Annotated in this window: 17 protein-coding genes; 9 read left to right on the top strand and 8 right to left on the bottom strand. The window is 39.4% G+C overall.

Features of this window, described 5'->3' with window-relative positions:
- The first annotated feature begins 25 nt into the window (after positions 1 to 25).
- Positions 26 to 1,363, top strand: a complete 1,338-nt coding sequence (locus EPI11_RS10800; protein ID WP_128389981.1) for a murein hydrolase activator EnvC family protein — start codon at positions 26 to 28, stop codon at positions 1,361 to 1,363.
- A 39-nt stretch (positions 1,364 to 1,402) separates the two neighbouring features.
- On the opposite strand, the gene EPI11_RS10795 is transcribed toward EPI11_RS10800, so the two are convergent.
- Positions 1,403 to 1,915: an acyl-CoA thioesterase gene (locus EPI11_RS10795; RefSeq protein ID WP_128389980.1), complete on the bottom strand. Its 513-nt coding sequence runs from the start codon at positions 1,913 to 1,915 to the stop codon at positions 1,403 to 1,405.
- 62 nt (positions 1,916 to 1,977) lie between these two features.
- Complete coding sequence (locus EPI11_RS10790; RefSeq protein WP_128389979.1) at positions 1,978 to 2,919, bottom strand: HU domain-containing protein; 942 nt, start codon at positions 2,917 to 2,919, stop codon at positions 1,978 to 1,980.
- Positions 2,920 to 3,018: 99 nt separating this feature from the next.
- Here EPI11_RS10790 and dprA point away from each other — a divergent pair, with 99 nt between their 5' ends.
- Positions 3,019 to 4,122 (top strand): DNA-processing protein DprA, encoded by a 1,104-nt coding sequence (gene dprA / locus EPI11_RS10785; RefSeq protein ID WP_128389978.1) that lies wholly within the window; start codon positions 3,019 to 3,021, stop codon positions 4,120 to 4,122.
- 75 nt (positions 4,123 to 4,197) lie between these two features.
- Here the strand turns inward: dprA and trpS are convergent, their stop codons facing one another.
- Positions 4,198 to 5,169, bottom strand: a complete 972-nt coding sequence (trpS, locus tag EPI11_RS10780) for a tryptophan--tRNA ligase (protein ID WP_128389977.1) — start codon at positions 5,167 to 5,169, stop codon at positions 4,198 to 4,200.
- Positions 5,170 to 5,247: 78 nt separating this feature from the next.
- On the opposite strand from trpS, the gene EPI11_RS10775 reads away from it, so the two are divergent.
- Positions 5,248 to 5,991, top strand: coding sequence for a lysophospholipid acyltransferase family protein (locus EPI11_RS10775; RefSeq protein WP_128389976.1), 744 nt, complete (start codon positions 5,248 to 5,250; stop codon positions 5,989 to 5,991).
- A 53-nt stretch (positions 5,992 to 6,044) separates the two neighbouring features.
- Here the strand turns inward: EPI11_RS10775 and EPI11_RS10770 are convergent, their stop codons facing one another.
- The 4 genes from EPI11_RS10770 to recA all read right to left on the bottom strand — a co-directional run bounded on the left by EPI11_RS10770 (position 6,045) and on the right by recA (position 9,937).
- A complete protein-coding gene (locus EPI11_RS10770) occupies positions 6,045 to 7,844 on the bottom strand; it encodes an outer membrane beta-barrel protein (protein WP_128389975.1) in 1,800 nt (599 codons plus the stop codon).
- The gene (locus EPI11_RS10765) at positions 7,841 to 8,383 is read right to left on the bottom strand and encodes an RNA polymerase sigma factor (RefSeq protein ID WP_128389974.1); all 543 of its coding nucleotides are present in this window, start codon (positions 8,381 to 8,383) and stop codon (positions 7,841 to 7,843) included. Before EPI11_RS10765 ends, EPI11_RS10770 begins: the two co-directional genes overlap by 4 nt.
- A gap of 27 nt (positions 8,384 to 8,410) precedes the next feature.
- Entirely contained in the window at positions 8,411 to 8,833 is a 423-nt protein-coding gene (locus EPI11_RS10760) for a hypothetical protein (RefSeq protein WP_128389973.1), read from the bottom strand.
- A gap of 99 nt (positions 8,834 to 8,932) precedes the next feature.
- Entirely contained in the window at positions 8,933 to 9,937 is a 1,005-nt protein-coding gene (recA, locus tag EPI11_RS10755; RefSeq protein WP_128389972.1) for a recombinase RecA, read from the bottom strand.
- Between the two features lie 239 nt (positions 9,938 to 10,176).
- Between recA and trhO the strand changes: the two genes are divergently transcribed.
- From trhO to EPI11_RS10725, 6 genes are all read left to right on the top strand, one after another.
- A complete protein-coding gene (gene trhO, locus EPI11_RS10750; RefSeq protein WP_128389971.1) occupies positions 10,177 to 11,535 on the top strand; it encodes an oxygen-dependent tRNA uridine(34) hydroxylase TrhO in 1,359 nt (452 codons plus the stop codon).
- A 233-nt stretch (positions 11,536 to 11,768) separates the two neighbouring features.
- Positions 11,769 to 13,298, top strand: coding sequence for a PSP1 domain-containing protein (locus tag EPI11_RS10745; protein WP_128389970.1), 1,530 nt, complete (start codon positions 11,769 to 11,771; stop codon positions 13,296 to 13,298).
- Entirely contained in the window at positions 13,273 to 13,770 is a 498-nt protein-coding gene (locus EPI11_RS10740; protein WP_128390087.1) for a gliding motility lipoprotein GldH, read from the top strand. The genes EPI11_RS10745 and EPI11_RS10740 overlap by 26 nt, the downstream gene beginning before the upstream one ends.
- Positions 13,771 to 13,779: 9 nt before the next feature.
- Complete coding sequence (locus EPI11_RS10735; RefSeq protein ID WP_128389969.1) at positions 13,780 to 16,095, top strand: penicillin-binding protein 1A; 2,316 nt, start codon at positions 13,780 to 13,782, stop codon at positions 16,093 to 16,095.
- 66 nt (positions 16,096 to 16,161) lie between these two features.
- Positions 16,162 to 16,863, top strand: coding sequence for a CoA transferase subunit A (locus EPI11_RS10730; RefSeq protein ID WP_128389968.1), 702 nt, complete (start codon positions 16,162 to 16,164; stop codon positions 16,861 to 16,863).
- Position 16,864: 1 nt separating this feature from the next.
- Positions 16,865 to 17,524: a 3-oxoacid CoA-transferase subunit B gene (locus EPI11_RS10725; protein ID WP_128389967.1), complete on the top strand. Its 660-nt coding sequence runs from the start codon at positions 16,865 to 16,867 to the stop codon at positions 17,522 to 17,524.
- A 238-nt stretch (positions 17,525 to 17,762) separates the two neighbouring features.
- Here the strand turns inward: EPI11_RS10725 and EPI11_RS10720 are convergent, their stop codons facing one another.
- Complete coding sequence (locus tag EPI11_RS10720) at positions 17,763 to 19,448, bottom strand: ABC transporter ATP-binding protein (protein WP_128389966.1); 1,686 nt, start codon at positions 19,446 to 19,448, stop codon at positions 17,763 to 17,765.
- Position 19,449: the final 1 nt, after the last annotated feature.

The following is a 19,449-nucleotide window of genomic DNA, read 5'->3' as shown; positions in this document are numbered from 1 at the left end:
TTTGACAAAATTTTCCTTTTTTCGCATGACAAAATTTTTCCTTACTATTCTTCTTATTTGTTTTACTACTCTCAGCTGGGGGCAAAGTGCTCAGCAAAAAAAGCTGGAAGAGCGCAAGGCGCAAATACTTAAAGAAATGGAAGAGCTGCGAAATCTTGTAAGTAAAGAAAACAAGAAAGAGAAAACAGTGCTTAATAAAATAGACGATAACCGTACTAAAATTAAGCTTAGCGAAAATCTTATCAGTACTACCACGAAGCAAACCCGCCTGCTCACCGATGACATCTATACCAATCAGATCAAAATAAATAAGCTTACTAAAGAGCTTAATGTACTTAAGGAAGATTATGCCAACATGATTGTGAAGGCTTATAAAAACCGATCAGAACAAAGCCGTATTATGTTTATACTTTCGTCTGAAACGTTTCTTCAGGCCTATAAACGTATGCAGTATATGAAACAGTTTAGCAGTTTCAGGAAAATACAGGGTGAAGAAATTAAAAGCAAAATGGCTGAAGCCGAAAGGTTAGATGCAGCACTTGGCGGACAGAAAAAAGAAAAAGAAAAGCTGCTTGCCGAAAGTGAAGATCAAAAGGAAGTATTAGAAAAAGATAAGGAAGAGCAGGAGCAGTTGGTGAAGAGTATCCAGAAGGATAAGAAAAAATATGCTGCTGATATTAAGAAAAAGCAAAAGGAACAAAAAGACATTGATAGAAAAATCGATAAGATTATTAAAGATGCTATTATTGCGGCTAATAAAAGAGCCGCAGAAAAAGCTGCTGCCAAAACCGCTGCCGCTAAAGCCGCCGCTGTGAAGGCTGCTGCTGCCAAAGCAACACCTGCTGAGAAGAAAAAGGGAAAAGAAACCGCTGTCGCTGCTGCAAAAGCTGCACCTGCTACTAAAGCAACAACAAACAAGATCACACTTACTAAAGAAAGTAAACTGGAGTCGGACAGCTTTAAGGCGAATAAAGGTAAATTACCATGGCCGGTTGCAGAGGGAGCTGTATCTGTTAAGTTTGGTTTGCAAAGAGATCCATTTGGGAATAATTTCCAGATAGACAGCAAGAGTATCGAAATTACTACGAAACCGGGTACTACTGTACGATCTATCTTTAATGGTGAAGTACTGGATGTACAGGTTATAGGCGGTACAAGAAATAAGATCGTATTAATAAGCCATGGTGACTTTATAACAGTATACTGTAACCTGAGTACTATAAATGTAAGAACCGGAGATAAGGTGAGTACCAAAGATACTATAGGTACAGTGGCAACAAGCCCATCGGGTAAAACGGCACTAACGTTTTATATCATGCAAAATACAACACCGCTTAATCCATCGAGCTGGATAACGAAATAATAAAAGCATAAAAAAAACCCGCTCATGAGCGGGTTTTTTTTATGACATAAATAATGCTTTGAGTTCGGTAGCTTCATTTGGAGCTAATTTACCGGCAAGTACTAAGCTTAGTTGTTTGCGTCGCAATGCTGCTTCAAATCGTTGTTTTTCAATTTCTGTTTCAGGTTCAATAAGTGGAACCTCTACAGGTCTTCCTGTTTCATCTACAGCTACAAAAGTATAGATAGCCTCGTTGGCTTTCGTTCTGTTCCCCGATTCGCGGTCTTCGATCCATACATCTATGAAAATTTCCATAGACGTTCTAAAGGTACGCGATACCTTAGCCTCTATTGTAACAACGCTGCCCAGAGGGATAGCACGGTTAAAGGCTACGTGATTTACCGATGCTGTTACTACAATTCTACGTGAATGCCTTCTGGCAGCTATACTTGCGGCACGGTCCATTCGCGCTAATAATTCGCCCCCAAAGAGGTTGTTAAGCGGATTGGTCTCGCCCGGTAAAACCAGGTCGGTCATTATACATATAGAGTCTGAAGGATATTTTGCCTGCATATGTTTTTTTTGCAAAGATAGGGCAGATGCAAAAAAAATCCCCCGAAACGGAGGATTGAATTTTATAATTCTTTTACAAGCAGCCAGGCTTCTTTGTCTTCTGTCTTGTGTATTTTTTTCATGTTTTGATGTGCATCTGCATACGTTGCAAAACTACCATATAAAACAGGGTATAATCCAAATTGGTTTTTCTCCAGCTGGCGCGCTTTAAATCCTTTAGCGATAAGTTCTTTCATAGCTTTAGCAGCATTTGCTTTGCTTCGAAAAGCACCTGCAACCACGTGGTATGGATAAGTAGATTTGTCTTCTTTAAGTGAAAGCTTAACCGCAGGAAGCGGATTTTCTATAAAGAAAGTCGCCTGCTGTATTTTGTTGTTTACTTTTTCCTGGACAGATTGCTCTACCAGTAATGTTTCCTGATCTATTTTGTTATCACGATACATTTTAAAACCTGCACCGCCTATGCTTGTCATAAGAGCAAACACCGCTGCATATTTAAGGTAAGAGTAATTCTTTCTTCTTTCAGGAGTGAATATGATAGGTGCTTTTTCTTCTAAAGCTTCAACCTCTGCTTTTAGCTCTTCTCTTCTTACTGCCGGCGATATTATGGTACTAAGACCAAAAGCGTCGGTAAAATAATTTATAGGAGTGTTTGGCACGAAAACAAGACTGCCTTCAACGTTGTAAGTCATTTCTCCTAAATTCTTAAGTACCACTGTTTGATGGCTTTGAAGCTTATCAAACCATGATTCTATCTCACGGCTGATATTAGCAACTGCCTGATCGTAAGAAATTTTTTCCTGTAAGGCGATATGATTGGCTAAAAGCCCATCATTATTCTTTAAATTCGCATTAAAGGAAATTAGTTTTTTTGGTGGATAGAAGGTATGAGTGTCATTATTTAACTGCGCAGACTGTATCTCGGTAAGGAATGCACCAAACCCGGGAACAGTAACGCACTGGTAACGATACAATAAAGCCGATATATGTTTTTCTATCATCATAAGAACAAAATTAACAATTAGCATGTGGTTGCAAAATTTTATTCACAAATGTTATTAACAATTCGAAATTATCGTCTAATCGCTCTTTAATTATTATTGATGACTGATACTGAATTATTTAATGTTCTGGCGCTCATGCGTGTAGAAGGAGTTGGCGATATTGTTGCCAAAAGACTGATCAACCATTTAGGTTCTGCCCAAGCTGTTTTTGCAGCAAAAAAAGCGCAAATACTTGCTATAGATGGTATTGGTGAAATGGTTTATAACAATCTTAAAAATCCTATAGTTTTTAAATTGGCTGAAGCCGAGGTGAAATTTATAAGAGATAATGCTATTAATGCAGTTTATTTTCAGGATAAAGAATATCCTGACAGATTAAAGCATTGTGTAGACGGACCTGTGATTTTATTTACTTCAGGAAATATTCAACTCGAAGGACGTAAAACGATAAGCATTGTGGGTACGCGCCAAATGACTTCTTATGGTTCTGATTTTTGTCGTAAACTTATTGAAGACCTAGCGCCTTTAAATCCCGTGATTATAAGTGGGTTTGCGTATGGGGTAGATATCCATGCACATGCTGTTGCTATGGAGCACAATCTCCAAACAATAGGTGTTGTGGCTCATGGTTTAAATCAGGTGTATCCTAAAGTACATAAAAAATATGTAGCAAAAATGGAAGAGAATGGTGGCTTTATGACCGAGTTTTGGAGTACCGCTAATCCAGATAAAGAGAATTTCGTAAAACGTAACCGCATAGTCGCCGGATTATCTGAAGCTACTATTATTATAGAAAGCGCCGATAAAGGCGGGTCGCTTATTACGGCGAATATTGCCAACGACTATAACAGGGATGTGTTTGCTGTTCCAGGTCGCATTACCGATAAATATAGTATTGGCTGCAATAATCTCATCAGAAGCCAAAAGGCCAATTTACTAACAGGCGCTGCTGATCTTATTTATATGCTTAACTGGGAATTGGAAGAAACGAAGAAAAAACCGGTACAAAAGCAATTGTTTGTTGTACTTGATAATGACGAACAAAAAATATATGATTACCTCCAGAAAAATGGTAAAGAACTTATGGATGTTATTTCCCTTAGCTGCGAAATGCCAATTTTTAGAATTTCATCAATTCTCCTTACTATGGAACTGAAAGGTGTAATAAGACCATTGCCCGGTAAACTGTTTGAAGCAATTTAGCATTCAAAAAAAACAGCCACAAATTACTGTAATTTGTGGCTGCCTAATATTTTATATATTGATATAATGAGGTTATTATTCGTAACCCATTTTTTCTCTTACTTTCTTTAGTACTCCGTTTGCTACAACGCAAGCTTTTTCGGCACCCGCTTTTAATAAGGCATCTACTTCATGAAGGTTAGCCATATAGTAACTATATTTTTCTCTAGTCGTCTTAAAGTTCTCTACAATCAGTTCAAACAATGCCTGCTTGGCATGACCATAACCATAATTGCCTCCAAGGTAATTAGCTCTCATCACTTCTATTTGTTCCGGTGTTGCCATCAGTCTGTATATAGCAAATACATTACAGGTATCTGGGTTTTTAGGTTCTTCCAGAGGTGTACTGTCAGTTTCAATTGCCATGACCTGTTTTCTAAGTGGTTTGTCTTCCTGAAAGATATTGATAAAGTTATTACGGGACTTACTCATTTTTTCTCCATCAATACCCGGTACAATTTTAGTATCGTCACTTGTAATTGCTTCCGGAAGTACAAACGTTTCGCCCATTTGGTGGTTAAAACGGGAAGCTACATCACGGGTAATTTCGATATGCTGCACCTGATCTTTCCCTACGGGTACAAACTCGGCATCATACAAAAGGATGTCAGCAGCCATAAGCATAGGATAGGTAAATAAACCTGCGTTTACGTCTTCCAGCCTGTCGGCCTTATCTTTAAAAGAATGCGCAAGCGTTAAGCGCTGAAAAGGGAAAAAGCAGCTCAGGTACCATGAAAGCTCTGTAGTTTGAGGTACATCGCTTTGGCGGTAAAAAACAACTTTGTTAATATCAAGTCCGCACGCAAGCCAGGTTGCAGCTACACTATTGGTGTTGTCTCTTAATGTCTTCCCGTCTTTTATCTGCGTAGCAGAATGTAGATCGGCAATAAATAAATAAGAATCATTTTCGGGTTTGTTTGCCATTTCTATAGCTGGCAGTAATGCTCCTAAAAGGTTACCTAAGTGCGGGGTTCCTGTACTTTGTATACCGGTTAATATTCTTGACATGGTATGCGTTTAAAATTTTTTACAAAGGTAAAGGTTTTGCCTCTAAAATAAAGGATTGAATTCTTACATTTGGGAAATATGAAAATAGTCAAGTATTTTTTGTGGACATTATGGCGGGTATGGTTTTACATTTTAATGGGAGTGCCCATTATTATAATGTCACCATTACTTATACCGTCGATATTGTCTGAGAAAACCTATCCGCAGTTTTTTATTCTGGCTCGTTTTTGGGCAAAGATTATCCTGTTTGGTATGGGCTTTTATTATAAGATAGACCGCGATGAGCAATTGGATAAAAGGAAGAGCTATATGCTGGTGGCAAATCATACATCGATGACCGATATTATGCTGATGCTGGTTATTTCTAAAAACCCATTTGTTTTTGTAGGTAAGAAAGAATTGGTGAAAATTCCCATTTTCGGATTCTTTTACAAACGCACCTGTATACTGGTAGACAGGAACAGTTCTAAAAGCCGTTTTGAAGTTTTTAAGCGTGCGCAAAAGCGACTGGATCAGGGATTGAGTATTTGTATATTTCCTGAAGGAGGAGTAACCGAAGATGAAACGGTATTGCTGGATGAGTTTAAAGATGGTGCATTCAGGCTTGCAATAGAACACCAGATACCTATAGTGCCTATGACATTTGCCGATAATAAAAAACGATTCTCGTTCAATTTTTTTAGTGGCAGCCCCGGTATCATGAGAGCAAAAGTACATTCGTTTGTAGAAACAAAAGGGATGACCCTTGACGATAAGAAAACAGTAAAAGACCAGGTAAGACAGATAATTTACAATCAGCTCCTGATATTCCAAAAAAAATAAAAGCACCTCATGGGTGCTTTTATGATGAATTACCCAAATGGTAATCGGACAATTTAAAAACTAAAACTTACACCGGAATACAGACCTATAAAATAAGGTTTGAAGTTACCTGCATCCCTGCTAAATGTATTTACCTGGTACTTGAACATAGGTTCGAAGTTTGCTTCAAAAGAATCCCAGAAACGGTATTTAAAGCCCACACCTATATTGGTACTAAAGTGTACGTTATTAAGATTTTCTGCCTGACCTACCTGAGTGCTTAAACCTTCGGAAGATACCACACTTACATTATTCTGATTAAGGAACAATGTGCTCACACCACCAATAACATCAATACCGAATTTTTTGTTTATTAATGCATAAGACATTTCTAACGGAACTTCCAGATAGCCTGTTTTCTGCATCATAGAGCCATTAACGGCTTGCGATGGCTGACCGTCTATTATAAAGGTTGCCGGTTCAAGAGTATTGGCATTCTGAATAACAATATTGGCAGTATTCCTGGTTTCAATGATGTTAGATGTCTGCCCGTTTAAAGAAGCATGGAAAGCAATGTCGTTTGTGGCATAATTTAGATTAACGGTATTGATACCTGTACGAATTGTTATTCTATCGCTAAGGGCATAGTTCACTCCGACTCCAAAACTCATGTCATTATCATAAGTCTTGCTGTTAGAGGCAAACTGCTCGTTTATTGGAGAGCCTTCAGAAAGAGAACTAAAAAATATAGGAGCTACCTGTGGTTTTACATTCCATTTGCTTTTGTTGCTTTTTTCTGCAACGGCTTTATCTTCATCTTTCTTTCCGCTTAGTTTTTCTCTAAGTAGTTTTTCCAATTCATTTTCAGGAACAACAGTTGCAGCAGTATCAACAACTGTTTGAGCCATAGCTTCTGTTGCAGGAATGTTCTTGTCAATTATAGTGTTGCCCTGTTTTGTGGCAGTATCGATAGCAGTTTTATCAGAGATGGTTTTCGCTGCTGAATTACCCGAATTATTGGTGTTATTAGCAATACCTTCTTTTGTTGCAGGAAGGATGTTCTTAGTACCGTCTGTTTGTTTTGATTGTTCGTTTAACCTGTTGTTAGGTGCAACTGTTTGATTGTTGATTGATGATTTTTTATTGGTGTTGGCAATGCCTTCATTTAATGTGTTTTGTGCAGTGCCGGTTTTGTTGAAAGTAGAGCCGTCATTAGCAGCATTAGCATTTTTGTTTTCTTTGCCGGATGTTTTTTGTGATCCCTGAGAAACTGCAAAGGCTTCGCCCTGCTGTATTGTCGCTTTGTTTTGTTTTATCCTTTTACCGTTATTTTTATTCATTCCTGCTGCATTAGCATTATGGTCTTTATTGGCAACAGTATTATTTTTAGTATTAAATACAGGAAGTGGCGTTCCGGTTTTTATAATAGTGTTGATTCCGGCGCCGTTTGCATTTGTGCCCGAATTATTTGTATTATCATTCCCATTAGCTACTGCTGTGTTTACATCGCTGTCATTAGCACTATTGCCGGCATTTGTGCCAGCCTCACTTCCGGATGAAGTACCGGAATCCGTGGTTGTGCTGTTTGGAGCTGTTTGTAAAGGGTCTTTTGGCGTTGCATTTTGGGTTTCTATAACAACAGGGTTAGTGTTGGTTTTACTGTTTGATTCATTAAAAAACAGTGTAACCAAAACCCCACTGATGAGCAATACAGCCGCCACGCCAGATAGTCGTATCCATATAGGAATGACTCTGCGTTTTTTCTTCTCCTCAAGAACCTCCCGTATGTTTTCCCATACAAATTCAGGCGGCGCCACTTCAAAGTCCTTGAACTTTTCCTGGAAGAGTCTGTCTATGTTTTTTCTTTCATTCATTTTACCGATGGTATACTATTGCCCTGTAGGGCTTCAATTTTTTCTTTTAATATCATTCTTGCGCGTGCAAGGTTAGATTTAGAGGTGCCATCTGTAATAGAGAGCATCTCGGCAATTTCTTTGTGCGAATAACCGTCTATAACATAGAGGTTAAAAACCATTCTGTACCGGTCAGGCAGTTCCTGTATTATGCTTACCAGGTATTCCATTGATATGCTTTCGCTCTCAATTTCTACATCAATCACATCGGGCATGTTTTCGGTAACGAGCTCAAACACACCTTCCGACCTGTATCTTTGGAGCACGTTATTGATCATTACCCTTTTGGCCCATCCTTCAAAAGATCCTTTAAAATGGAACTGCCCTATTTTTTGAAAGATCAGTAAAAAACCATCCTGCAGGTTGTCTTCAGCATCTGCGCGGTTGCGCGAATACTTAAGGCATGCCGAAAACAGCTTCGGAGCTAACAGTTTGTATAACTGTTCCTGAGCCCTGATGCTGTTCTTTTGACAATCCTGTATGAGCTGGTCTAAACCCAATAGTACCTGTTTATTAGTTTTTAAATATTAATGGAAAAAATATTCCAGTTTAAAATATGTTTTATTACCCTTAGCATCTAAGCCTGTGTAAAATTTAAAAACATACGTATCGTTACCGTCCGCAGAAGCTTCTTTGCATTTAAAGCTAAAAGACTCTTCGGCAATTATGTTCTCTGTTTTTTTACATTCAGAATCTATTCGGAACATTGTTTGTACAGCAATAAGAATGGTATTGCCATCTTCTTCAATATGGAAGCGGTCAAACACATAACAGCCATTAGGTTTGATGTATTTCACTTTCATTTGATACGTTTCACCGGGAACAAGATATTCAGGGTACTCAACGCTTTGTATAGGAAGGAATTCCATAACATACAGCGGTTTATCTTCGTCCAAAGAACAGGAAGAGATAATAAACAGAGTACTAAGTAATAAGAAAAGCTTTTTCATAAATCGTTTCAAGAGATCTCAATATAAGGTAAGATACAAAAAACGCAAAAAGGTTGCGTGTTTATAATAAAAAAACCCGAAAAATTCGGGTTTAATTGATTATGACATATTTTCTTTAATAACGTCTTTTATTTTTAGTTCCAGTTCGTCGGCCATTTCCGGATTATCTTTTATCAAAGCCTTAACCGCATCACGGCCCTGGCCCAGTTTTGTGTCGCCGTAGCTAAACCATGAACCTGATTTTTTAATGATCTCAAATTCTACTGCCAGGTCAAGTATTTCGCCGGTTTTAGAAACACCTTCGCCATACATGATGTCAAACTCTGCCGTTCTAAAAGGCGGAGCCACTTTATTTTTAACGATCTTTACTTTAGTACGGTTACCAATTACATTTTCACCGTCTTTTATTTGTGCAGCACGACGGATATCGATCCTTACCGATGCATAAAATTTAAGTGCGTTACCACCCGTAGTTGTTTCCGGGTTACCAAACATTACCCCGATCTTTTCACGAAGCTGGTTGATAAAGAAAACAGTACAGTTTGTTTTACTGATAGTCGCCGTTAATTTTCTCAGTGCCTGAGACATCAAACGTGCGTGAAGTCCCATTTTTGAGTCTCCCATTTCACCTTCGATCTCACTTTTTGGCGTAAGCGCCGCAACCGAGTCAATTACAACAATATCGATAGCTCCAGAACGGATAAGGTTTTCGGCAATTTCCAATGCCTGCTCACCGTTGTCGGGTTGAGAAATGATAAGATTTTCAACGTCTACGCCAAGTTTTTCGGCATAACCACGGTCAAAAGCATGCTCCGCATCAATAAAGGCAGCGATACCGCCCGCTTTTTGCGCTTCGGCAATAGCATGAAGCGTAAGGGTTGTTTTACCCGAAGATTCCGGTCCATATATTTCTATTATCCTTCCGCGCGGGTAACCGTTAACACCTAATGCAAGGTCTACGCCCAAAGATCCCGACGGAATAGATTCTACTTCTTCTACTGCTTTATCTCCTAAACGCATTACGGTGCCTTTACCATAAGACTTATCTAATTTGTCTAGCGTTAGCTGTAATGCCTTTAGTTTTGCTTCTTTATCTGCGCTCATTTTTTGTATAGATTTGACCGTAAAAATAGTGCTTTTTTTTGTTGTAGCAATGTGGAGAAGAGGGTTGTGGATAAGTTTATTTTTTGGGAATGGATTTGATAAAATCAGAGATGAAAGTTTTATAAAATAGTATTGAATAAATCTATTTTGCTCAATTCCCAAAAAGTTCTACCTTTGCACCGCGGTCGCGCCATTAGAGGCCGCATTACATACATATTCTCACTTAAAACTTGTATAGCATGCAACTGTTCAACACTTTAAGCGCAGAAGAAAGAGCCGAACTTATAGACCAGTCCGGCAAACAAAGACTTACTTTGTCTTTCTACGCTTACGCGCCCATTAACGATCCAAAACAATTTAGAGATTCGCTTTTCTTAGCCTGGAACCCACTGGTGGTTTTAGGAAGAATCTATGTTGCCAACGAAGGTATAAATGCACAACTTTCGCTCCCGGCAGATCATTTCTACGAATTCAAAGACCATTTAGATACCATTCCGTTCTTAAAAGGAATACGCCTTAATGTAGCAGTAGAGCACGATGACCATTCGTTCCTTAAGCTTACGATTAAAGTGCGTGATAAAATTGTTGCCGACGGACTTAATGATGACACGTTTGATGTAATGGATGGCGGTACGCACCTTGGTGCAAACGACTTCAACAAAATGCTGGAAGATCCTAACACGATCGTGGTAGACATGCGTAACCACTATGAAAGCGAAATAGGTCATTTCCGTAGTGCCATCACTCCCGATGTTGATACGTTCAGGGAATCATTACCTATTATAGAGAATCAGCTTGCCGATCATAAAGAAGATAAAAACCTGCTGATGTACTGCACCGGAGGAATCCGTTGTGAGAAAGCTTCGGCTTTCTTTAAGCACAAAGGTTTTAAAAACGTTTTCCAATTGGAAGGCGGTATTATAGAATACACGCGTCAGGTAAAAGCCGAAGGGTTAGAGAGTAAATTCATTGGTAAAAACTTTGTATTTGATGCCAGATTAGGTGAGCGTATTACCGATGATATTGTATCGCAGTGCCACCAGTGCGGTAAGCCATGCGACAACCATACTAACTGTGCTAACGAAGCCTGCCACCTGTTGTTCATTCAGTGTGATGAGTGCAAGGAAGCATCAGACAATTGCTGTTCGGCAGCTTGCCAGGATGTAATGCACCTAAGCGAAGAAGAACAAAAAGCATTACGCCGAGGAACTATGAATGGTAACATGATCTTCAAAAAAGGAAAATCAGACCGTTTGAAATTCAAGAAATCAGGCGAAGGCGTATCGGATGTTTCATTAGCATCAGCACCAAAAGTAAAATCTGCAGCCAAAGTAAAGATCAAAAAAATACTTATCGGTAAAGGGGAACATTACTATCCTAAAGCTGAAGTGGGTCAGTTTATTATTGAAAACGACGAACTAAACATTGGTGACAAGCTTTTAATATCGGGTCCAAGTACCGGAGAAGAGCAAATTGTTGTAGAAAAAATGTTTGTAAACGGTAAAGAGAATACAGTTGCTGTAAAAGGAGATAAGGTTACTATTAACCTGCCTTTCAGAATACGTCTTTCAGACAAATTGTTTAAGATAGTGGGATAACAGCTGCTTTTATATATAAGGAATCCCGCTCATTGAGCGGGATTTTTTTATAGGATAATTTCAGGCAAAAACATAGGGCGATTCTGAGCTTCTTTCGGGCATGCCGACTCATGCTCAGTACTTTGTATAGTGTACCAATCCCGCAAAAAAATAGTATCTTTACCCGCAAAACCGTTTTTACTAATAACAAGAATCGTAGTGGCTAAGCCACGATCTATATATATAACTAAACTATGGCATGTACAAACTGTTCTACGGGGTCCAAAGATGGGACACCACGGGGATGTAAAAATAATGGAACCTGCGGAACAGACAGTTGTAACAAACTAACTGTTTTTGACTGGCTTTCTAACATGAGCCTTCCGGGAGGCGAAGCACCTTTTGACTGTGTCGAGGTACGCTTTAAGAACGGACGAAAAGAATTTTACCGCAACAGCGAAAAAATAACATTAAGCATAGGCGACATTGTTGCTACAGAGGCTTCACCGGGACACGATATTGGTATTGTAACATTAACCGGAGAACTGGTTAAGATCCAGATGAAGAAAAAGAATGTAAAGAACAACGCCGAAATTGCTAAGATCTACAGAAAAGCATCTCAAAAAGATATCGATATCTGGAGTGATGCCCGTGATAAGGAAGAACCGATGAAAGTAGTCGCGAGGGAAATAGCGATAAGGCTAAGCCTCGAAATGAAAATATCGGATATCGAATTTCAGGGGGATGGCTCTAAGGCTACATTCTACTATACGGCAAACGACCGTGTAGACTTTAGACAGCTGATTAAAGATTTTGCACGCGAATTTAGTACCAGGATCGAGATGAAACAAGTAGGTTTCCGTCAGGAAGCTTCACGTCTTGGAGGTATTGGATCTTGTGGCCGCGAGCTTTGCTGTTCTACCTGGCTTACTGACTTTAGAAGTGTGAATACGTCGGCAGCGCGTTACCAGCAGCTGTCGTTAAATCCGCAAAAACTGGCTGGTCAGTGCGGTAAGCTTAAATGCTGTCTTAACTACGAACTTGATACTTACCTGGATGCCTTAAAAGGTTTACCGGATATGGATACTAAAGTATATACCGAAAAAGGCGATGCTTTCTGCCAAAAGGTAGATATATTTAAAGGGCTTATGTGGTTTGCTTACACAAACAACATGGCGCACTGGCATGTGCTAAAAGCAGAGCAGGTTAAAGAAATTGTAGAGCTTAACAAGCTAAAACAGCGTGTTGCTTCGTTAGAAGATTATGCTATTGAAGAAGTGGCTCCTGAGGTTGAAAAAACATTCCAGAATGCTATGGGCCAGGACAGCCTTACCCGTTTTGATGTGCCTAAGAAAAAGAGAAGGCCTAATAACAATAAGGACAATAAGAAACCTGAAATTGCGGGAGGTGATAGAAGACCTAATGATAGAAGACCTATTGAAAGGAATAACAATAATGACAGGCCGGCTGGTGACAGAAGACCTATAGAGAAAAATAACAATAGTGATAAACCTGCCGGCGAGAGAAAGATCATTGAGAAAAGCAATAATCCGAGACCTGTTGGAGTAAGAAAGCCTATTGAAAGAAACAATAATACTGATAAACCTGCTGGAGAAAGAAAACCGAACGACAGGAATAACAATAGTGAAAAGCCTGCGGGAGAAAGAAAACCAAACGACAGGAATAATAATAACAGAAACGCTAACAACAGGAATGGCAACAAAAGGAACCCTAACGACAAAGGTGGTAACGACAAGAATGCTAACAACAACCCTGCAGAATAGTTGTGCAGCTTTTGCACTACTTTTTCTAGTTTGCTCCTGCGACAAATCGAGGGTGTTTGACGAGTACAAATCGCTAAACGGTAAATGGAATAAAGACAGTATTGTTTCCTTTAGCTTTGATCAGAAAGACACAGTGTCAAAATATAACATGTTTATTAACGTTAGAAGTAACAACGCCTATCCATATAACAACCTGTACCTCATAGTACAAATGCAGGATCCTGGCACAAAACTTGTTAAAGTAGACACGTTGGAATACCAGATGGCAAACCCGGATGGTACCCTTATGGGTCAGGGTTTCTCTGACGTTAAGGAGAGCAAGCTGTGGTATAAAGAGAAAGTGAATTTCCCTAAAGCGGGTAAATATAAGGTAAGCATACAGCATGCTGTACGCAAAGGCGGACAGGTGCCGGGAGTGGAAGAGCTTGAAGGAATAACCGATTTAGGTTTCAGAATTGAGACAACAGAATAAAATTTTAAAATGGCAGTAAAGAAGAATACTAAGAATAAAGGTGGAGATTATTCGGTATATGTAAAGAAATTCTGGAAGATATTTGGTATCGGTATGTTGTCGATATTCCTTTTCTTCCTGTTGGCTTCGTGGGGTGTTTTTGGGAAAATGCCAAGCTTTGACCAGCTTGAGAATCCGGACTCTAATGTTGCTACAGAAATCATATCAGCCGATGGCGAAACCATAGGTAAATTTTACCTTGAAAACCGTACGCCTGTAAAATATGCCGATTTACCAAAATCGCTTGTAGATGCATTAGTGTCTACAGAAGATGAGCGTTTTTATGAGCATTCGGGTATCGATTCTAAAGGTACATTACGTGCAATGGTTACCCTTGGAGGCAGCGGTGGTGCAAGTACAATAACACAGCAGCTGGCAAAAAACCTTTTTCATGGTGAAGGTTCAAAAAACCTTATCATGAGGATTATTCAAAAAGGAAAAGAGTGGATTATTGCTACACGTCTTGAAAGACAATATACAAAAGAAGAGATCATAGCAATGTACCTTAATACGGTAGATTTTGTAAATCATGCTGTAGGTATCCGTTCGGCATCAAAAGTATATTTTGGTAAAGAACCAAGAGACCTTAAGGTAGAGGAATCGGCGGTTTTAGTAGGAATGCTAAAAAACCCATCGCTTTACAACCCGATGAAGGAGAAGAGAAAACAAATGGTTTTCGACAGAAGGAATACCGTTTTAGGCCAGATGGTAAAAAATGGCAAACTGGAAGAATCGGTAAAAGAGAAATTGGTAAAAGAGCCTATTAAAACCGATTACAATCCTGAAAGCCATAACGAAGGTATTGCTACTTACTTTAGAGAGTACCTTAGAGAGTTCATGAAAAAATGGGTTAAGGAAAACCCAAAACCGGATGGGACAGAATATGATATTTACCGTGACGGATTAAAAATATACACTACCATAGATTCTAAAATGCAGAAGTATGCAGAAGAAGCGGTAGACGAACACCTTGCCAACCTTCAGGAACAGTTTTTTATTGACCAGAAGAAAAACAAGAACGCACCTTTTATAAATATATCTGAAGTTGAAACGAATAAGATATTAGACAGAGCGATGCGTAATTCTGAGCGTTGGAGGATAATGTCTGACCAGGGTAAAGACGAAGACGAAATTATCAAGTCGTTTAAGGTGAAAACCGATATGACTGTATTTACCTGGAAAGGTGAAAAAGATACTTTAATGACGCCTATGGATTCCATCCGCTATTACAAACACTTCCTGCAATCAGGTTTAATGTCTATGGAGCCTGTAACAGGTTACGTTAAAGCATGGGTGGGTGGTATAAATTACAAACACTTCCAGTACGATCACGTACAGCAGGGAGCAAGACAGGTTGGGTCTACTTTTAAACCGTTTGTATATGCAACGGCTATCGAGCAGCTTCATCTTTCGCCATGTGATTCAATTATCGATGAGCCTTTTAGCATGCCTAAAGGTAAATATGGTATTGATGCCGACTGGAATCCGCAAAATTCAAGTGGAACTTTTAGAGGTTTGGTTACTTATAAACAAGCACTGGCAAATTCTATCAACACTGTTTCAGCTAAGCTGATTGACAGAGTTGGACCTAAAGCAGTTGTTGATATGACTCATAAATTAGGGGTTAGCTCAAAAATTCCTGAACAGCCTGCTATTGCTCTTGGAGCGGTTGAAATTACGGTTAGCGATATGGTTGCTGCTTATAGCACATTTGCGAATCAGGGTGTTTATATGAAACCAATGGTAATTACCAAAATAGAAGATAAGAGTGGTGCTGTACTTTATAGAACACAACCACAAAGTAAAGATGTACTGAGCAAAGACATTGCTTATGCCATTATCAAACTGCTTGAAGGTGTTACCGAAAGTGGATCTGGCGCCCGATTGAAATGGGGCGGCGGCGGCGGTACGGGCTATAACCGTATGACAGGTTATCCGTATGCTATTACGAATCCTATTGCAGGTAAAACCGGAACAACACAAAACCAGTCAGACGGTTGGTTTGTAGGTATGGTTCCTAATTTAGCTACAGGAGTATGGGTTGGTAATGAAGACAGGTCTGCTCACTTTAAGAGTTTAGTGTACGGTCAGGGTGCTACTATGGCACTTCCGATATGGGGACTTTTCATGAAAAAATGTTATAAAGACGACAGCCTTAGCTTCAAAATTTCCGAAAGGCCATTTGAACGACCGGCCAATCTTTCGATAAAAGTAGATTGTTGGAAAGCACCGGTAAAAGATACCATAGACAGTGAACAAGTCGATATGGACGAATTTCTTAATTAATACAAAACGCCCTCTTTATGAGGGCGTTTTTTTATATATTTACCCGCGAAAACTAAATTTTATTGTATGATTAATAAAAAAGTACAAAACGTTGAACAAGCACTGCACGATATAAAAGATGGCATGACAATTATGCTTGGCGGATTTGGCCTTTGCGGTATACCGGAGAACTGTATTACTGAACTGGTTAATAAAGGAACTACTGACCTTACCTGCATTTCTAACAATGCCGGTGTTGATGATTTTGGTCTTGGTTTGCTGTTACACAAAAGACAGATAAAAAAAATGATCTCATCATATGTAGGTGAGAATGCAGAATTTGAAAGACAAATGCTTAGCGGGGAACTTGAAGTAGAGCTTACTCCACAAGGTACACTTGCCGAAAAATGCCGTGCTGCTCAAGCTGGTATTCCTGCATTTTATACGCCTGCCGGTTATGGTACTGAAGTTGCCGAAGGTAAGGAAGCCCGTGAGTTTAACGGAAAGATGCATATTATGGAAGAAGCCTATAAAGCCGATGCTGCTATTGTAAAAGCATGGAAAGGCGATGAGGCAGGAAATCTTATATTTAAAGGTACAGCAAGAAATTTTAACGCTTGTATGGCAGGAGCAGCAAAAATTACAATTGCTGAGGTAGAAGAGCTTGTTCCTGTAGGAACACTTGATCCTAACCAGATTCATATTCCGGGGATATTCGTACAGCGAATTTTTCAGGGAGAGAAGTACGAGAAGAGAATTGAACAACGAACTGTAAGACAAAGAAGTTAATATGGCACTAGGTAAGGAACAAATCGCAAAGAGGATAGCAAAAGAAGTAAAAGACGGTTACTTTGTTAACCTTGGTATTGGTATACCAACCCTTGTTGCTAACTACGTTAGACATGATATCTCTGTAGAATTCCAAAGTGAGAATGGTGTATTGGGCATGGGTCCGTTCCCGTTTGAAGGAGAAGAAGATGCAGACGTTATTAATGCAGGTAAGCAAACGATCACTACACTACCGGGTGCGTCATTTTTTGACTCAGCAACGAGTTTCGGAATGATACGTGCACAAAAGGTAGACCTTACTATTCTTGGAGCTATGGAAGTATCTGAGAACGGTGATATTGCCAACTGGAAAATTCCGGGGAAAATGGTAAAAGGTATGGGTGGTGCTATGGACCTTGTAGCATCTGCAGAGAATATTATCGTAGCAATGATGCACGTAAACAAAGCAGGAGAATCTAAACTTTTAAAACGCTGTTCACTGCCTTTAACAGGTGTAGGCTGCGTTAAGAAAGTAGTAACAGAACTTGCTGTACTGGAAATTGTACCGGAAGGATTTAAGTTATTAGAGCGCGCTCCTGGTGTAACAGTAGAAGATATTAAAAACGCTACCGAAGGTAATCTTATCATTGAAGGAGACATTCCGGAAATGATCATTGACTGATCTGTAGTTTATATATACTAAAAAGCCCTTTCAATTGAAGGGGCTTTTTGTTTCATGGTATCGCTATTGATAAGAGTAATGATGAAGTAATTTATTATATCATGTAGTTGTTCGGTTCCCTATATCCTACAAGGTTTTAGAAACCTTGCAGGTTGTGAACTCTAACTTCAAAGAATCGATTATGTTTGTTTACCAATGTATAAGCTTCCTATACTAGTCTTAGACATCCAAGTTGAGGCTAACTCTTCGGTATTGCGTCAATTAGTTTCTTGGTATATTCTTTCTGCGGATGCGCATATAAAGCATCGGCTTCATTCATTTCTTCGATCTTTCCTTTGTTCATAACCAATACCTGGTCGCTCATGTACTTCACTACAGCAAGATCGTGTGAGATGAAAATATAGGTAAAGCCAAAATTTTCTTTTAATTCGTTAAGCAGGTTAAGCACCTGTGCCTGTACCGAAATATCCAGCGCTGAAACCGATTCATCACATACAATAAGTTTAGGCTGGAGGGCAATGGTCCGGGCAATACCAATTCGCTGCCTCTGGCCTCCTGAAAACTCGTGAGGGTAGCGGTTAAAGTGTTCTTCGCCTAACCCTACACGGTTTAGTATTTCAATTGTCTTTTCGTGACGCTCTTTATCATTTTTATGCAGCTTATGTACCTGCATTGGTTCCATAATAGCTTTACCTACGGTTATACGTGGGTTAAGCGATGAATAGGGATCCTGAAAAATGATCTGTATCTCTTTGCGAAGTTCCCTTATTTCTTTAGCTGAAAGTTTGGTAAGGTCTACACCGCGATATAATATGCTTCCGGAAGTTGCTTTGTCGAGTTGTAATATAGCGTTACCTAGGGTCGATTTACCACAGCCTGATTCTCCAACCAAACCAAGGGTTTCGCCTTCGTATATTTTAAAACTTACATCATCTACCGCTTTGAATTTTATCTCTTTACCAAACAACCCGGCAGAAGAAATATATTCTTTTTCGACATTAATAACCTCCAGTAATGGTGTTTGACTGTAGAGTTTTTCAAGCCGTATTTCTCTCTGTTGCGGAGTTACTTCTTCAGTGTTTACCGTATTTTCGAGGTAGTCCTTAATGGTAGGCAGTCTTTTAAGGCGTACATCCAATGATGGTCGTGAGCTTATAAGTGCTTTGGTATAGGTGTTGTGCGGGTTCGCAAAAATTGCTGCAGATTCGCCCTGTTCTACAATTTCGCCACGGTACATAACAAGTACTCTGTTTGCAATTTCGGAGACTAATGACAAGTCATGCGATATGAACAGGATACTCATTTTGGTTTCCTGCTGTAATTCTTTTAGCAGCAATATAATTTCTTTCTGAACCGTTACATCGAGTGCTGTAGTGGGTTCATCAGCAATGAGTATTTTGGGTTTGCAGCCAATAGCCATAGCGATCATAACACGCTGTTTTTGTCCGCCCGAAATTTCGTGAGGGTAGCGGTTGTAGATCTTATCCGGGTTAGGCAACTTTACTTTTTCGAAAAGCGAAAGCACCGTTGCTTTTATTGCTGCCTTGGATAATGAGGTGTGTTCCATCAGGATCTCCTCTACCTGAACCCCACATTTTAGTGATGGGTTTAAGGAACTCATAGGCTCCTGGAATATCATGGCAATATCATTACCTCGCAAATTGCGGAGTTCTTTTTGGCTCATGGCCGAAATATCCTTTCCATCAAACTCTATTTTTCCGGAGGTAATTTCTAAGATCCCTTTGGGCAATAATCCCATTACAGCCAGTGAAGTAACCGATTTCCCAGAACCCGATTCGCCCACTATGCCCAGTATCTCATTTTGATTGAGGGTAAACGAACTGTTTTTTACAATAGGTATCCATTGTCCTTCTTTTCTGGCAGATATGGTTACATGGTCTATGTGCAGTAGTGGGTTATTCATG

This window comes from Flavobacterium cerinum (assembly GCF_004028155.1).
In the GTDB taxonomy this organism is placed as follows: Bacteria; Bacteroidota; Bacteroidia; order Flavobacteriales; family Flavobacteriaceae; genus Flavobacterium; species Flavobacterium cerinum.
This window is presented reverse-complemented; position numbering and strand designations above follow the sequence as displayed.

Excerpts from the sequence above, each read along its gene's own strand:
- dprA (WP_128389978.1), top strand. The coding sequence starts at position 3,019 with ATGACTGATACTGAATTATTTAATGTTCTGGCGCTCATGCGTGTAGAA.
- EPI11_RS10760 (WP_128389973.1), bottom strand. The coding sequence starts at position 8,833 with ATGAAAAAGCTTTTCTTATTACTTAGTACTCTGTTTATTATCTCTTCC.
- EPI11_RS10735 (WP_128389969.1), top strand. The coding sequence starts at position 13,780 with ATGGCAGTAAAGAAGAATACTAAGAATAAAGGTGGAGATTATTCGGTA.
- EPI11_RS10770 (WP_128389975.1), bottom strand. The coding sequence starts at position 7,844 with ATGAATGAAAGAAAAAACATAGACAGACTCTTCCAGGAAAAGTTCAAG.
- trpS (WP_128389977.1), bottom strand. The coding sequence starts at position 5,169 with ATGTCAAGAATATTAACCGGTATACAAAGTACAGGAACCCCGCACTTA.
- EPI11_RS10745 (WP_128389970.1), top strand. The coding sequence starts at position 11,769 with ATGGCATGTACAAACTGTTCTACGGGGTCCAAAGATGGGACACCACGG.
- EPI11_RS10725 (WP_128389967.1), top strand. The coding sequence starts at position 16,865 with ATGGCACTAGGTAAGGAACAAATCGCAAAGAGGATAGCAAAAGAAGTA.
- EPI11_RS10730 (WP_128389968.1), top strand. The coding sequence starts at position 16,162 with ATGATTAATAAAAAAGTACAAAACGTTGAACAAGCACTGCACGATATA.
- EPI11_RS10790 (WP_128389979.1), bottom strand. The coding sequence starts at position 2,919 with ATGATGATAGAAAAACATATATCGGCTTTATTGTATCGTTACCAGTGC.
- trhO (WP_128389971.1), top strand. The coding sequence starts at position 10,177 with ATGCAACTGTTCAACACTTTAAGCGCAGAAGAAAGAGCCGAACTTATA.
- EPI11_RS10740 (WP_128390087.1), top strand. The coding sequence starts at position 13,273 with ATGCTAACAACAACCCTGCAGAATAGTTGTGCAGCTTTTGCACTACTT.
- EPI11_RS10795 (WP_128389980.1), bottom strand. The coding sequence starts at position 1,915 with ATGCAGGCAAAATATCCTTCAGACTCTATATGTATAATGACCGACCTG.
- EPI11_RS10720 (WP_128389966.1), bottom strand. The coding sequence starts at position 19,448 with ATGAATAACCCACTACTGCACATAGACCATGTAACCATATCTGCCAGA.
- EPI11_RS10800 (WP_128389981.1), top strand. The coding sequence starts at position 26 with ATGACAAAATTTTTCCTTACTATTCTTCTTATTTGTTTTACTACTCTC.
- EPI11_RS10775 (WP_128389976.1), top strand. The coding sequence starts at position 5,248 with ATGAAAATAGTCAAGTATTTTTTGTGGACATTATGGCGGGTATGGTTT.
- recA (WP_128389972.1), bottom strand. The coding sequence starts at position 9,937 with ATGAGCGCAGATAAAGAAGCAAAACTAAAGGCATTACAGCTAACGCTA.